The following is a 14,003-nucleotide window of genomic DNA, read 5'->3' as shown; positions in this document are numbered from 1 at the left end:
TAAAGAGTCATTCGGCTGCGATCCCTTCGAGCTTGTCCTCAAGCGCATCGGCGGCATCCTGGAGCGCGGCCAGCGTTTCGGCATCGGGTGCCCAATAATCGCGGTCGGATGCTTCCAGCAGGCGGTTTGCCATGCGGGACGAGGCGGTGGGGTTCAGATCGGCCATGCGCTGCCGCATCTCTTCGTCCAGAACGAAGGTTTCCGAGATGCGCTGGTACACCCAGTCGTCCACTTGTCCGGTGGTGGCGGACCAGCCGACGGTGTTTGTGATATGCGCCTCGATCTGCCGCACACCTTCGGCGCCGTGTTTCAGCAGCCCTTCGAAAAACTTGGGGTTCAGTGCGCGGCTGCGGGTTTCGAGCGCCACTTGATCCTTGAGCGTGCGCACGGTCGCGTTGCCGCGAGTCTGGTCGCCGATATAGACCGATGCCTCTGACCCCCGCGCGCGTTTCACCGCGCGGGCGATGCCGCCCAGCGTGTCGAAATAGTGGTCCACCGTGGTGACACCCAGTTCGACGGATTCGAGGTTTTGGTAGGCAACCTCCACATCTGCGAGCGCCTTTTGCAGGAGCGCGGGGTTCGCGGCGGATTTGCCATCGACGCCGTAAGCAAAGCTTTTGCGCGTCTCATAGGCGTCGGCCAACTCGTCCTCGTCCCCGAAGGCGGAGCTGTCGACCAGTTGGTTCACGTTTGAGCCATAGGCCCCTTCGGCATTCGAGAAGACGCGCAGCGCAGCGGTGGCGAGATCCACGCCCTGCGCCTCCGCATAGGCCAGTGCGTGGGCGCGGATGTAGTTCTGATCCAGCGGTTCATCGGCTTCGGCGCATTTCAGGGCGGCTTCGGCCAGCATCCGGGTTTGCAGGGGTAGTAGGTCGCGGAAAATGCCCGAGAGGGTCATGATCACGTCGATGCGGGGACGGCCGAGGTCCGTGAGTGGGATCAGGTCGGCCCCGGCAAGACGGCCAAAGCTGTCGAAGCGCGGGGTGCAGCCCATGAGGGCGAGGGCCTGCGCGATGGGGCCGCCGTCGGATTTGATGTTGTCGGACCCCCACAGCACCAGTGCGATCGAGCGGGGCAGGGTCGGGTGCGTGTCCAAGAGCAGTTGTGCCTGTTTCATCCCGTCGCGGCAGGCGAAAGCCGTGGGCATGCGGAACGGATCAAAGGCGTGGATGTTGCGGCCCGTGGGCAGAATGTCGGTCGAGCGGATCAGGTCACCGCCGGGCACCGGTTTGATGTAACGCGCATCAAGCGCAGCCATCAGGGCGCTGAGTTCAGTTTCGTTCTGCAGCAGGGCGTCCACACGTGCGCGGGCATCTTCATCCGCGTGGGACATGAGGTTGAGGTATTCCGTGCGCGCGACATCGCTGAGCGGTTGGCCGACCACGTGCAGACCTTCGGGGATCAGCGCGTCTTCGGTTTCGAGCAGTTTCAGCCACAGCGCTTCGGCAGGCGTGCCTCCCATGTCCACGGCTTCGGCCTGTTCTGCGATCAACTGTTCCAGCTCAACCCGCGCAGGGTCAGTACCGTCCATCTCGCGCCAGCGGCAGAGGGAGTCTTTCAACTCCGCCAGCCCTTTATAGAGACCGGATTGCGCGAGTGGTGGCGTCAGGTGCGTGATTGTCACGGCGTTGGACCGGCGCTTGGCCAGCGACGCTTCGGACGGGTTGTTGGCGGCATAGAGGTAGATGTTCGGCATCTCGCCAATCAGCCGGTCCGGCCAGTCCTGTGCCCCAAGGCCGGCCTGCTTGCCAGGCATGAATTCGAGCGCGCCGTGCATGCCGAAATGCACCACCGCATCAGCCTGATAGGTGTTGCGGAGCCAAAGATAGAAAGTGGTGAAGGCGTGAGTCGGGGCAAAGCCTTTCTCGAACAGCAACCGCATCGGGTCGCCTTCGTAGCCAAAGGCGGGCTGGACACCGATGAAGACGTTGCCTAGTTCCTTGCCCAGCACGAACACACCGCGCCCGTCGGATTGGATGCGGCCCGGCGCAGGGCCCCAGACGGCTTCTATGGCGTGAAGCGGCGGCGTGGTGCGAACGATGGTGTCGGCATCCACATGGGCGGCGACATTCGCCTCCTGACCGTACTGCGCGGCGTTGCCTTGCAAGACTTGGGCGCGCAAGGCGTCCACGCTTTTTGGCAGATCGACCGTGTAGCCGCGTGCTTGCATGGCTTTCAACGTGTTGAAAAGGCTTTCGAAAACAGAAAGATACGCAGCTGTTCCCACAGCGCCCGCATTGGGTGGGAAACCGAAAAGGACGACGGCAACCTTCTTCTCGGCATTCTTTTTTCGACGCAGGCGACCAAGGCGCAGGGTTTTTTCGGCCAGGCTGTCGATGCGTTCGACGCAAGGCACCATCGCCTTCGGTTCGCCTGCCTGACAGGTATGGGCGCAGCCATTGCACCCTTCGGGGCCAAGCCGCCCGCCAAAGACGGTGGGGCAAGTGGCCCCGTCCAACTCGGGGAGAGCCACGAGCATTGTTGTTTCGATGGGGCCGAGGCCGCCCGTGCTGCCCGCCCACTGGCCGAGCGTCTGGAATTCCAGCGCGTGTGCGGCAAGATAGGGCACGTCGAGGTCTGCCAGCACGTCGATGGCTGCTTCGTTATCATTGTAGGCGGGGCCGCCCACCAGCGAAAAACCGGTCAGGGAGACAAGCGCGTCCACCTGACCTTTGAAATAGACGTCGATGGCAGAGCGGGCGTCCAGCCCTCCGGCAAAGGCGGGCAGAACGCGCATGCCTCGGGCCTCAAACGCGCGAATGACGCCGTCGTAATGTGCCGTGTCGCCCGCCAGTACGTAGGAGCGCAGCATGACGATGCCCACGGTCATCTCCGCCCCTTTGGGACCGGGGATATCGGCGGCATCAGTGGTGATGCGCTGCGGCAGATCGGGGTGATAGAGGCCTGTGTCGGGGTAGTCGATGGGCAGGGCCGCTTCGGGCCCGTTCGCCCAATCGGCAGAGGTCGCGTAGCGGTTCAGCAGGAACTGGATCATCGCCCGCACGTTGTCGTCGGAGCCACCGAGCCAGTACTGCATGACTAGGAACCAGGCGCGCAGATCCTGCGCCTTGCCGGGGATGAATTTGAGGATCTTGGGCAGACGGCGCAGCATCTGCATCTTCTTGGCACCGTCCTCGGTCGAGGGTTTGGAGGAGCCACGCAACCGCTTCATCAACTTGCCCATGGTCGAGGGCGGGGCTTGCATGTCGAGCGTGCCCATGCGGGTCAACTTGACCACTTCGGCATCGGCTATGACCCCGACCATCGCGTCACAGGTGTCTCGGCGCGCTTTCAGCGCAGGCAGGATTCGGGCCACATGTTCTTCGAGGAACAGAAGGTTCGAGATGATGATGTCGCCATTCATCACGGCCTCTTCGGCGGCCTCGAAGGCCTCGGGAGATTCACCCCATTCGGCGGCGGCATGTATTTGCAGATCAAGGCCCGGGTAGTCCGACACCAGTGCATCCATGGCCCGTCGGGCCGGGCCGGCGGCATGGCTGTCCAACGTGATGATCACCACGCGGTAGCCGGGCATGCGCCCGTTTATGTGCGTATCATCGCGCATAATGGGCCTTTGCTTCATAGAGTGTGTCGACGGAGATTTCAGCGACACCGCGTTCGTTGGCGAATATTTCGGTGTTGCGGCGGGCCTTGCCGCGTACGAAGAACGGAATCTTCTTCAACTCTTTCTCGGCATCAGCCAGCCAGATCACGGATCCTTCATTCATCTTGCCAGATAAACTTCGGGGGGAAGCCGCAGGCTGGGGGGCTGGCCCCCCTGCATCGGTTGGGCTTGGCGCATGGCCGCCATGGTGCGAGGGACCGGCCGCATCGTGGAACTCGAAATCCTCGCGGAACATGTGCAGCAGGTGCTCTTCCAGCCCCATGACCAGCGGGTGGACCCATGTGTCAAAGATCACGTTGGCCCCCTCGATCCCCATCTGGGGGGAGTAGCGGGCGGGGAAATCCTGCACGTGGACGGGGGCCGAGATAACGGCGCATGGGATGCCGAGCCGTTTGCCGATGTGGCGTTCCATCTGGGTGCCGAGGATCATTTCGGGCTGCAGCGCTTCGATTACGCGCTCAACCTCGAGGTAGTCGTCGGTGATCGTTGCCTCGATCCCCATTTCGCGGGCCTTGGCGCGGACAGGACGGGCCATTTCGCGGTTGTAGCAGCCCATGCCTACGACCTCGAACCCCATCTCGTCCTGCGCGATACGGGCGGCGGCGAGCACGTGGGTGCCGTCGCCAAACAGGAAGACACGCTTGCCGGTCAGATATGTGCTGTCGACGGATTTTGAGTACCAGGGCAGGCGCAGGCGGGAGGTGTCGAGATAAGCATCCTTGCCGGTGATCTTGGCGACTTCGTTGATAAAGTCGCGGGTGGCGCCGACGCCGATTGGGACGGTCTTGGTGTAGGGCTGGTCCAGTTCCCGCTCCATCCAGCGCGCGGCACTTTCTGCGGTTTCGGGATACATCAACACGTTGAAATGCGCGGCCCCCATGCAGGCAATGTCTTGGGGAGACGAGGTCATGGGGGCCACGACATTCACGCTGATCCCCATGTCGGAGAGCAGCGCAATCACTTCCTGGATATCGTCGCGGTGGCGGAAGCCCAGTGCTGTAGGGCCGATCAGGTTGGCGGTGATCTGTTTGGTGCGTTCCATCGGACGAGCCAGCGTTTTGACGATCTGGAAGAACGTTTCGTCCGCGCCGAAGTTTTCCTTGCGCTGGTAGCTGGGCAGTTCCAGCGGGATGGTGGGGACGGGCAGGCCCATGGTTTCGGCCATGCCGCCGGGGTCGTCCTGGATCAGCTCGGCGGTGCAGGAGGCACCAACGATGATGGCTTGCGGTTTGAACCGGTCGTAGGCGTCTTGCGCTGCTTGTTTGAACAGGTTGGCCGTGTCGGCTCCGAGGTCACGAGCTTGGAAGGTGGTGTAGGTGACCGGCGGGCGGTGGTCGCGCCGCTCGATCATGGTGAAGAGCAGGTCGGCATAGGTGTCGCCCTGCGGCGCGTGCAGGACGTAGTGCAGGTCCTTCATGCCGGTGGCCACGCGCATGGCGCCGACATGGGGTGGGCCTTCGTATGTCCAGACGGTGAGCTTCATGGGCCATCTGCGTGGGGGCCAGCCCCCACACCCCCGTCGTATTTGCCGTCAGAAGAAACTGGGTCGAGTTTGAGAAGTCCGGCGCGGCGGATTGGGCGGGAGAAGAGGCCCGCGAGGTCGCCCGCCTGTTCGTAGAAATGGACCGGAGTGAAGACGAGTTCGATGGCCCATTTGGTGGCGAGACCTTCAGCCTCCAATGGGTTGGCGAGGCCGAGGCCGCAGACGGTGAGGTCGGGTTTGGCCGCCTTGGCGCGGTCGAGTTGCAGATCGACGTCCTGTCCTTCTGAAATTGTGGGACCTTCGGCCAGCAGGTTGAGGTCGGGGCCGACGATGCCTTTGTGGACAAAGGGCGCTCCGACTTCGATCGCTTCCATCCCGCATTCACGGGTCAGGAAGCGGGCCAGAGGGATTTCGAGCTGGCTGTCAGGGAAGAAGAAGATGGACTTGCCGTTCAGCGCCTCTGCCGCCTGGGCGATGGCCTTGCGGGCGCGGGCGCTGGGTGCGGCGGTGACCTGTTCGAACAGGTCGGGTGCGACGCCGAATTCCGTGGCGATGGCGGCGAGCCATTGGGTTGTGCCTTCCTCGCCCAAAGGGAAGGGGGCGGGGATGTGGCGTGCCCCACGGCGGGTCAGCGCGTCATGCGTGTCGCCGAGGAACGGTTGGGTCAGGGCGTAGACGGTGTTTGGGCCGATGCCGAGGTCGCTGTCGGCGCGGGGAGCGGGCAGGACCTTGATCGGGCCGATGCCCATGGCTTCGAGAAGGCCGATGGCCTGTTCCTCAACCACGTCGGGCAGGGCGCCGACCAGCAGCAGTTGCCGCTCGTCTGTTTTGGGAAGGACGGGCACCATGGAGGCGAGGCAGGCGTCTTCGCCTTGGGTGAAGGTCGTTTCGATACCGGAGCCGGAGAAATTCAGCACCCGCACCGATGGTGCGTGGCGTTGGGTCATGCGTTCGGCCGCCTTGGCGAGGTCCAGCTTGATCACCTCGGAGGGGCAGGAGCCGACAAGGAAGAGTTGCTTGATGTCGGGGCGGCGGGTGAGCAGTTCATCCACGACTTTGTCGAGCTCATCCTGTGCATCGGCTAGACCGGCGAGGTCGGTTTCTTCGAGGATCGCGGTGCCGAAGCGCGGTTCGGCGAAGATCATGACGCCTGCTGCCGATTGCAGCAGGTGGGCGCAGGTGCGGCTGCCGATCACCAGAAAGAACGCGTCCTGCATTTTGCGGTGCAGCCAGATGATTCCCGTCAGACCGCAAAACACCTCGCGTTGACCGCGCTGTTTGAGAATCGGTGTCTCGCGGCAGCCACCTGCCGATGGGAGGCGGGGAAGCTCGGTCATGCCGGTGCCTCCTGCATTGCAGATGCCTGCAATCGGGCAGCGCGCAACTTGAGCACGAACTGGGCGGCGTTGATGACGTAGGCACCGTAGGCGGCGAGGGCGAGCCACATCAGCGGGACGGGTTCCAGGGTACCGGAGAACAGCGCCCAGAGATAGGCCGTATGCAAGGCGATCACGAGGAAGGAAAACACGTCTTCCCAGAAAAAGGCAGGGGCGAGAAGATATTGGCCGAAAACGACTTTTTCCCAGATCGCACCCGTGATCATGATCAGGTAAAGCACGCCCGTCTTGATGACGATGGACCATGTGGCGGCGGCGTATCCTTCCCCTGTAGACAGGTAGCGGATGACAAGCGTCAGGGAGATCAGGAACACCGCGAATTGGAGGGGTGCGAGAATGCCCTGAACCGGGGTCCAGATGGTGGCATCCCGACGCGCGCGTTCCTCGGCTGTATAGAGCCCGACCGGTGCTGCATGTGGGGGTGTCCGAATGGACATTGTGTTGCGCCTCTCCCTTTGCGTCACGGGTTCAGCGTATCGGGTGGGAGGGAAAAGTGTCAATTATAACTTACACTCTGACTGTCATCTTGGCGCACAGTTTTTAATCGCTGCAACCTGTATGGGTGTGAAAAAGCCCCGCTTTTCTGAATTAAGCTGCGCTGCTCAGAGGCGCGCATAGGTCTGTGACATCGTGCTGCTGTCAAATTGAGTTGACATTGTGTGTGTTCGGGCAGACACTTTTGTTGTTTCCACGGCTCTGACGCGCCAGAACCGTTCATTGCGTTCACACGGATCGAGGTAATCCATGACGCAGGACGACCCATTTGGCACTTCCCGTTATGTGTACGGGCACAGCTACGACCACGAGTCGTTGGCCGGTGAGGTTATTTCTATCCTGAAGGATCGTCAGGTCGTTGGACCCTCGGGCGCACGTCAGATTGCCATCGACTATCTGGTGCGGGCTGTTCTGTCTGATGGCAGTTTTGATGCAGCGCTGGTGCTGGAGGAGTTGAGCACCTACCGCCTGACCCATGATGCGCTGATTGACCTTTATATTCCCAAGGCTGCGGAATACCTGGGCGCGCAATGGATGACATCAGACCTGGATTTTGCCACGGTCACGGTGGGTTCGTTGCGTTTGCAGGCGCTTTTGGGCGTTGCGGCACATGGCCTTACGCGCGAGTCGGTGGACCAGAGCAATGTATTGCACGCATTGGTCATTGTTCCTGATGGCGAGCAGCATTTCCTGGGAGCCAGCGTTGTTGCGGCGCAGCTGCGTCGGCTGGGCTGTGATGTCAGCCTGTCGATCAACGAGGCAACACCTCAGATTCTTGCCAGGGTTGAATATGATCAGCCGGATATGATTCTGTTCTCATGTGCGCGGGCCGCGGGCCTTGAAACCGCATGTGGAACGGTTACAAAGATAAGAGAAGCAAGTGATATGAGTCCCGTGTTGGCCATAGGTGGCGCCTATTCTGGGATCACTGAACATATAACAGAACAAACAGGCGTCGATCTTGTGACGAATACGGCAAAAGATGTTGTTGGCTTCACGACGAAGCGCAAAAAGGCATTGGCCCGTAGATGACAACTGACGGAAGCAGTTTTTGGACAAGCGGCGCTGTCCCGCTCATTGAGCCTGAGTTTCTGAGCAGCATTATTGCGGCTGCCTCGGACATCGCTCTTGTTGTATCTGCCGAAGGTACGATCCTGTCGGTGCTGTTGAACGACCAGGATGACAGCTTTGGCAACCTGAGCCATTGGGAAGGTCGACCTGTTGTCGAGTTCCTGACGGAAGAGAGCATTGAAAAGTTTCAGCAAGCGCACGACGCGTATATGTCGGGGCATCCGCCGAAAAAGCCGCTTGAGCTGAACCACAGCGACAATGCCGTGTGGCAATATCCTGTGCGCTATACGTTTCACCGTTTTGGACAAGAAAATGGGGTCTTGTTGTTGGGTCGCGACCTGCGCCCCATTGCCGAAACGCAGCAGCAGTTGGTGCAGGCCCAGATTGCGCTTGAGCAAGGATACGAGGCCAGCCGCGAGTTTGACGCGCGTTATCGTGTGGTCATGTCGAATGTTGACGATGCGATTGTGTTCGTGTCGGTGCAGACCGGGCGGATCGAAGATGCGAATGGCCGGGCTGCAGCGTTGCTGGGCCTGAAGCCGGATGCGCTTGTGGGTGTCACCCTTGCCAGCCTGTTCAAGGATCGGTCCGGTGCGGAGCTGACCGAAAGCCTGATGAATGCCACCCTGACAGACGGTGGTGAAGCTGTACCGGTGCGTACGTCGCGGACACATCAAACCATCGACTTGTATCCGACCTTGTTCCGCGCTGCAGGGCAGCGTGTTCTGATGTGTCGTCTTGTCGGCAGCGAAGCGATTGCGTCAAACACGGATTCGGCCGCCAATCATGCGGTGTCGCTGTTCCGGGGAACGACGGATGCCATTGTCTTTATGGACCCGCGTGGCACCACGCTGTCCGTCAATGATGCCTTTCTGGATCTGATCGGTGCGACCCACCTTTCGGATGTGGTGGGTCAATCCCTGGCCGAATATCTGGCCCGCGGTCAGATTGATCTGGGTGTGCTGTTGGAGAATGCGGCCCGCACCGGGCAGATGCGTGTCTATGCCACCCGTCTTGTGAACGATCTGGGTGCGCGCATCCCTGTCGAAGTTTCAGCCACTGCGCTTGAAGACGCGCAGAACCCTGCCGTGGCACTGATCATGCGTGATGTCAGCCGTCTGGAAGGTGTCCGCAAGGTTGAAGGCAGCGGCGGGCCGAGCATGCCAGAGCCTGGCCGCAACGTTATGGACCTGATCGGCTCTGCGTCGTTGAAAGAGATCGTGGCCGAGACCACTGATGTGGTTGAGAAGATGTGCATTGAAACGGCCGTCAACCTGACGCGCAACAACCGCGTTGCCGCGGCCGAGATGTTGGGGCTGTCCCGTCAGTCGCTTTACGTCAAGCTGCGCAAATATGGGCTGCTGAGCAAGAACGGCTAGGCTGCTGCAACCCTTGCACCGACTCAAAGTGTCAGCCATAGTTGACACATGGATGTCAGCCCTTCTTTACCTGCGCGCCGATTTCCCGAGCCTGCGGCGGCCCTGCGCCTGATCAAACCGATCACGTGGTTCCCGCCGATGTGGGCCTATCTGTGTGGTGTCATCTCATCCGGGGCGTCCCCGGCGGGGCAGTGGTCTTTGATCTTGCTGGGTGTGCTTTTGGCGGGCCCTATCGTGTGCGGGATGTCTCAGGCTGCAAATGACTGGTGCGACCGGCATGTGGACGCCATCAACGAACCCGACCGCCCGATCCCGTCCGGTCGTATTCCGGGGCGATGGGGGCTGTGGATTGCGTTGACCATGTCCGCCCTGTCCCTGTTTGTCGGCTGGCAGTTGGGTCCGTGGGGTTTTGCCGCGACGATTGCGGGCGTGTTGGCCGCGTGGGCTTATTCGGCTGAACCCGTTCGCCTGAAGCGGTCGGGATGGTGGGGTCCGGGCCTTGTCGGTCTGAGCTATGAGACTTTGCCCTGGATCACTGGCGCCGCCGTGCTGAGTGCAGGCGCACCGCGCGGCGAGGTGTTGCTGGTGGCGCTCCTCTATGGGCTGGGCGCGCATGGCATCATGACCCTGAATGATTTCAAAGCGCTGGAAGGCGACCGGCAGATGGGGGTCAATTCCCTGCCTGTGACCCTTGGTCCGCGTCGCGCGGCACAGGTGGCCTGTGCCGTGATGGCGGTGCCACAAGCCGTGGTGATTGCGCTGTTGGCCCTGTGGGATCGGCCCGCCCATGCGGCGGGGGTTGCCTTGGTCCTCTTGCTGCAATTCTGGGCCATGACAATCATGTTCCGTGATCCAAAGGCGAAGGCGCCTTGGTACAACGGCACGGGTGTGCTGCTCTATGTCTCCGGCATGATGGTCGCCGCCTTTGCGTTGCGGGGGTTGGCATGATTGCGGGTTGGGGCATGTTGGTGCGGTTGTGCCTTGTGAATGCCGCCATCGGTGGGCTGGCAGCACTACCCGTAAATCTGTTCAATCGGTTGATGACGGTCGAGCTGGCGTTGCCCGCTTTGCTGCCCGGTCTGCTGGTCGCTCTGCATTATGGTGTGCAACTGACCCGACCTGTCTGGGGCCACCGGTCAGATGTGAAAGGCGGTCGGACGCCATTTATCCTTGGCGGGATTGCGGTCGTCGCCTTGGGTGTGATTGGCGCGGCTTGGGGCATATTGCTTGCCGAGACCTCGGTGCCTTTGGCGCTGGCCGTTTGGCTTTTGTCCTATGCCGCAATTGGCCTCGGGATCGGAGCGGCAGGCACATCTTTCCTTGCCTTGCTGGCCTGCGTGACCGGGCCGCGCAAAGGGGCAGGGGCGACGCTGGCGTGGCTCTTGCTGATCGCTGGCGCGATCTTTGCCTCTGTTGGGACGGGCATTGCGCTTGAGCCTTACAGCCCGGATCGGTTGGTGTGGGTGGTTGCTGCGGTTTGTGCGGTGGCTTTCCTCCTGTGTGTGATCGCAACCATTGGAGTTGAGAGCCATGCCGCATTCGAGCATCAGGCGGATGATACGCCATTGATTGCAGCCTTGCGCCGCACATGGGCTGACCCCGCAGCGCGCCAGTTTACCGGCTTTGTCTTTCTGTCGATCCTCGCGTTTTACTTGTCCGAACTGATCTTCGAGCCTTTTGCCGGTCATGTGCATGGCCTGAGCCCCGAGGACAGCACCAAGCTGTCGGGGGGTAAGGACGGGGCCGCCCTGATTGGGATGATTGCGGCGGGGGTCCTGTCGCATCTGCGAATTGGCAGTCTGCGGTTTTGGGCGGTGACGGGCTGTGTCTTGTCAGCGCTAGGCCTGTTGGGTCTGGGGACCGGTCTGCCGCTGGTGCCGTCGACGGTTGTGCTGGGCTTGGGCAACGGGTTGTTTGTCGTTGGCGCGGTCGGTTCAATGATGCAGTTGGCCGCCGCCCATGCGCGCAACACCGGCACCCGCATGGGTGTCTTTGGTGCGGCGCAGGCCATTGCCGCGGGTCTGGCTGGGTTGGTCGCCACGGGCATGCTGGACCTGACCCGTTTGATCCTGCCCGATGCTGCGGCTTACGGCACGGTTTTTACATTCGAAGCGGCGCTGTTCCTATGTGCCGCTCTGGTCGCCTCTCGCGTGATGCGGGCGGCCGAGACCCATGATGTAACCTTGGTTCCGGGGGAGTAGTATAATGTATGATGTCGTTATTGTGGGCGGAGGACCGTCCGGTGCCACTGCTGCTGAGGATCTGGTTCGGTCGGGTCATTCCGTTGCCCTGCTGGACCGCGAGGGGCGGATCAAACCCTGCGGTGGGGCCATTCCGCCCCGGTTGATGCAGGATTTTCACATCGGGGAAGAGCAGTTGTTGACCAAGGTCACGACCGCCCGGATGATTTCGCCCACGGGTCGTCGCGTCGATATCCCGATCGAGAACGGGTATGTCGGGATGGTCGATCGGAAGGATTTCGATCCGTTCCTGCGCCAGCGCGCCGCCGATGCGGGGGCCGCGTATTTCACCGGTACGTTTGTGCGTATCGACCGACCCGATGGGCATCCAGTGGTGATCTACCGTGACAAGGAAACGCAGGAACACCGCGAACTGCCCTGCACGCTGGTGATCGGGGCCGATGGCGCCAAGTCCCGCGTGGGGCAGGCCGAGGTTGAGGGGGCGGACAAGGTGCCGCTTGTCTTTGCCTATCACGAGATCATCAAGGCACCAGAGGCAACGGACACCTATGATCCGATGCGCTGTGACGTGATCTATGACGGGTCCATATCGCCCGACTTCTATGGCTGGGTGTTTCCGCATGGTGGCACGACAAGCGTTGGGATGGGGTCCGAGCAATCGTCTGTGAACCTCAAGGAAGCGACGGCGGCGCTGCGCGTTGCATCCGGTCTGGACGAGTGCGAGACCTTGCGCAAGGAAGGCGCACCCATACCCCTGAAACCGATGGATCGTTGGGACAACGGCAAGGATGTTGTCTTGGCTGGGGATGCGGCTGGTGTCGTGGCCCCGTCCTCGGGCGAAGGCATCTACTATGCCATGGTTGGGGGCCGAGTGGCCGCGACGGCCTGTGCGGCTATGCTCGCGTCGGGCCGCGTCAAGGACCTGAAACTGGCGCGCAAGCTGTTCATGCGCGAGCACAAGACTGTGTTCCGGGTTCTGGCGTCGATGCAGAATGCCTATTATCGCAGTGACGACCGGCGCGAACGCTTTGTGTCACTTTGTCACGACATAGATGTGCAGCGTCTGACCTTCGAGGCGTATATGAACAAGAAGCTGGTCAAGGCGCGGCCCATGGCGCATCTGAAAATCGGTATCAAGAACATGGCCCACCTGACCGGGTTGGTGAAGGCGAACCACGTATGACGATCATGATCCCTGCCTGGGTCGACGGCGCGTTGACCCCGGTGGAAAAACTGGAGGCGCATCAGCGCGGGCTAAAGCACAAGGCCGTGTCGGTCTTTGTTGTGCGGGGCACCGAGGTGTTGTTGCAGCAACGCGCGATGGGCAAGTATCACACGCCGGGCCTATGGGCGAACACGTGTTGCACGCATCCCGAATGGGACGAAGCGCCGTCGGTATGCGCCGCGCGCCGTTTGAACGAAGAGTTGGGCGTGACCGGCGTGCCGTTAGAGCATCGCCACCATCTGGAATACCGCGCCGATGTGGGCGATGGGTTGATTGAGCACGAGGTGGTTGAGGTCTATCTGGGCCATGTCCGGGGCAATCTGCGCGTGGCGCCAAACCCGGATGAAGTCATGGCCTACGAGTGGGTCGACTACCACGATCTGATGGCCACGGTGGCCCGTCATCCTGATCGTTTTACGCCATGGCTGCGCATCTACCTGGCGGACCATGCCGACACGATCTTTGGCGCTGACCTGGCGCAGGCCGCGCGGGTGTGAGTGTCGAGATCTATCTTTTGTACCTCGCGGCTGTTGCGGTGTTTTTTGCCACGCCACCCGATACCAGCCAGCTTTTGATCATTGCAAATGCGATGAAGCACGGGTTGCGCCGCTCTGTCTGGGTGATTGCCGGTGATTTGAGTGCGAACGTGATCCAGATGACGGCTGCCGCTTTTGGTCTTGCTGCGGTGATAGCCACGTCTGCGGCGGCCTTTGGTGTCATCAAATGGTTGGGCGTAGCCTATCTGGTGTGGATCGGGCTGCGCATGATGATGTCCCGAGGCGACGGTGCGCGGGGGCGTGCGGATGGCGCTGCCCATCCCGTTCGACTGTTTCGCCTTGGGTTCATAACCTCGATGACCAACCCGTTCGCCGTTGTCTTCTTTGCAGCTCTTTTCCCGCAATTTATCACGGTCAATGCGCCAATCCTGCCGCAGCTGTTGATCCTTGGGGCCACGTATCTTGTCGTGGACGGTGCCACGCTGCTGTTGTGGGGCTGGGCCGGGGACCGGGTGGCTACCCGTTTTGCACAGCGATCCATGACGGCCATCAATCGCGTCTGTGGCGGCCTAATGATCGGGGCGGCCGTTCTGTTGGGTCTCAAGGACATCACGCCGCAACGTTAACGCT

The 14,003-nt window shown here is 61.4% G+C and carries 11 protein-coding genes; 7 read left to right on the top strand and 4 right to left on the bottom strand.

Going from position 1 to position 14,003, the window contains the following annotated elements; genetic code table 11:
• Positions 1-7: 7 nt before the first annotated feature.
• From AC53L6_RS22725 to bchF, 4 genes are read right to left on the bottom strand one after another with little or no spacing between them, the layout of a single operon-like run.
• The gene (locus AC53L6_RS22725; protein ID WP_496909491.1) at positions 8-3,565 is read right to left on the bottom strand and encodes a magnesium chelatase subunit H; all 3,558 of its coding nucleotides are present in this window, start codon (positions 3,563-3,565) and stop codon (positions 8-10) included.
• Complete coding sequence (gene bchB / locus AC53L6_RS22720) at positions 3,555-5,108, bottom strand: ferredoxin:protochlorophyllide reductase (ATP-dependent) subunit B (RefSeq protein ID WP_496909490.1); 1,554 nt, start codon at positions 5,106-5,108, stop codon at positions 3,555-3,557. The genes AC53L6_RS22725 and bchB overlap by 11 nt, the downstream gene beginning before the upstream one ends.
• Entirely contained in the window at positions 5,105-6,445 is a 1,341-nt protein-coding gene (locus AC53L6_RS22715) for a ferredoxin:protochlorophyllide reductase (ATP-dependent) subunit N (RefSeq protein ID WP_496909489.1), read from the bottom strand. The genes bchB and AC53L6_RS22715 overlap by 4 nt, the downstream gene beginning before the upstream one ends.
• Positions 6,442-6,942 carry a 2-vinyl bacteriochlorophyllide hydratase gene (bchF, locus tag AC53L6_RS22710; protein WP_299606347.1) on the bottom strand — a complete coding sequence of 167 codons (501 nt, stop codon included), beginning with the start codon at positions 6,940-6,942 and terminating at the stop codon, positions 6,442-6,444. The genes AC53L6_RS22715 and bchF overlap by 4 nt, the downstream gene beginning before the upstream one ends.
• Positions 6,943-7,399: 457 nt before the next feature.
• Between bchF and AC53L6_RS22705 the strand changes: the two genes are divergently transcribed.
• The 7 genes from AC53L6_RS22705 to AC53L6_RS22675 are packed head-to-tail and all read left to right on the top strand — an operon-like array spanning position 7,400 to position 13,999.
• The gene (locus tag AC53L6_RS22705) at positions 7,400-8,032 is read left to right on the top strand and encodes a cobalamin-dependent protein (protein ID WP_496909488.1); all 633 of its coding nucleotides are present in this window, start codon (positions 7,400-7,402) and stop codon (positions 8,030-8,032) included.
• Positions 8,029-9,450: a transcriptional regulator PpsR gene (gene ppsR / locus AC53L6_RS22700; RefSeq protein ID WP_299775639.1), complete on the top strand. Its 1,422-nt coding sequence runs from the start codon at positions 8,029-8,031 to the stop codon at positions 9,448-9,450. The genes AC53L6_RS22705 and ppsR overlap by 4 nt, the downstream gene beginning before the upstream one ends.
• Before the next feature lie 48 nt (positions 9,451-9,498).
• On the top strand, positions 9,499-10,398 hold the full coding sequence (chlG, locus tag AC53L6_RS22695) for a chlorophyll synthase ChlG (RefSeq protein ID WP_496909487.1): 900 nt from the start codon (positions 9,499-9,501) through the stop codon (positions 10,396-10,398).
• Positions 10,395-11,651, top strand: coding sequence for a PucC family protein (locus AC53L6_RS22690; RefSeq protein WP_496909486.1), 1,257 nt, complete (start codon positions 10,395-10,397; stop codon positions 11,649-11,651). Before chlG ends, AC53L6_RS22690 begins: the two co-directional genes overlap by 4 nt.
• A gap of 4 nt (positions 11,652-11,655) precedes the next feature.
• Positions 11,656-12,834 (top strand): geranylgeranyl diphosphate reductase, encoded by a 1,179-nt coding sequence (locus AC53L6_RS22685; RefSeq protein WP_496909485.1) that lies wholly within the window; start codon positions 11,656-11,658, stop codon positions 12,832-12,834.
• On the top strand, positions 12,831-13,373 hold the full coding sequence (gene idi / locus AC53L6_RS22680) for an isopentenyl-diphosphate Delta-isomerase (protein ID WP_496909484.1): 543 nt from the start codon (positions 12,831-12,833) through the stop codon (positions 13,371-13,373). Before AC53L6_RS22685 ends, idi begins: the two co-directional genes overlap by 4 nt.
• A complete protein-coding gene (locus AC53L6_RS22675) occupies positions 13,370-13,999 on the top strand; it encodes a LysE family translocator (RefSeq protein ID WP_496909483.1) in 630 nt (209 codons plus the stop codon). Before idi ends, AC53L6_RS22675 begins: the two co-directional genes overlap by 4 nt.
• Positions 14,000-14,003 lie beyond the last annotated feature (4 nt).

Source organism: Tateyamaria sp. LSS28 (genome assembly GCF_059611725.1).
The sequence above is the reverse complement of the archived record's forward strand: the minus strand, read 5'-3'. Positions and strand labels throughout refer to the sequence as shown.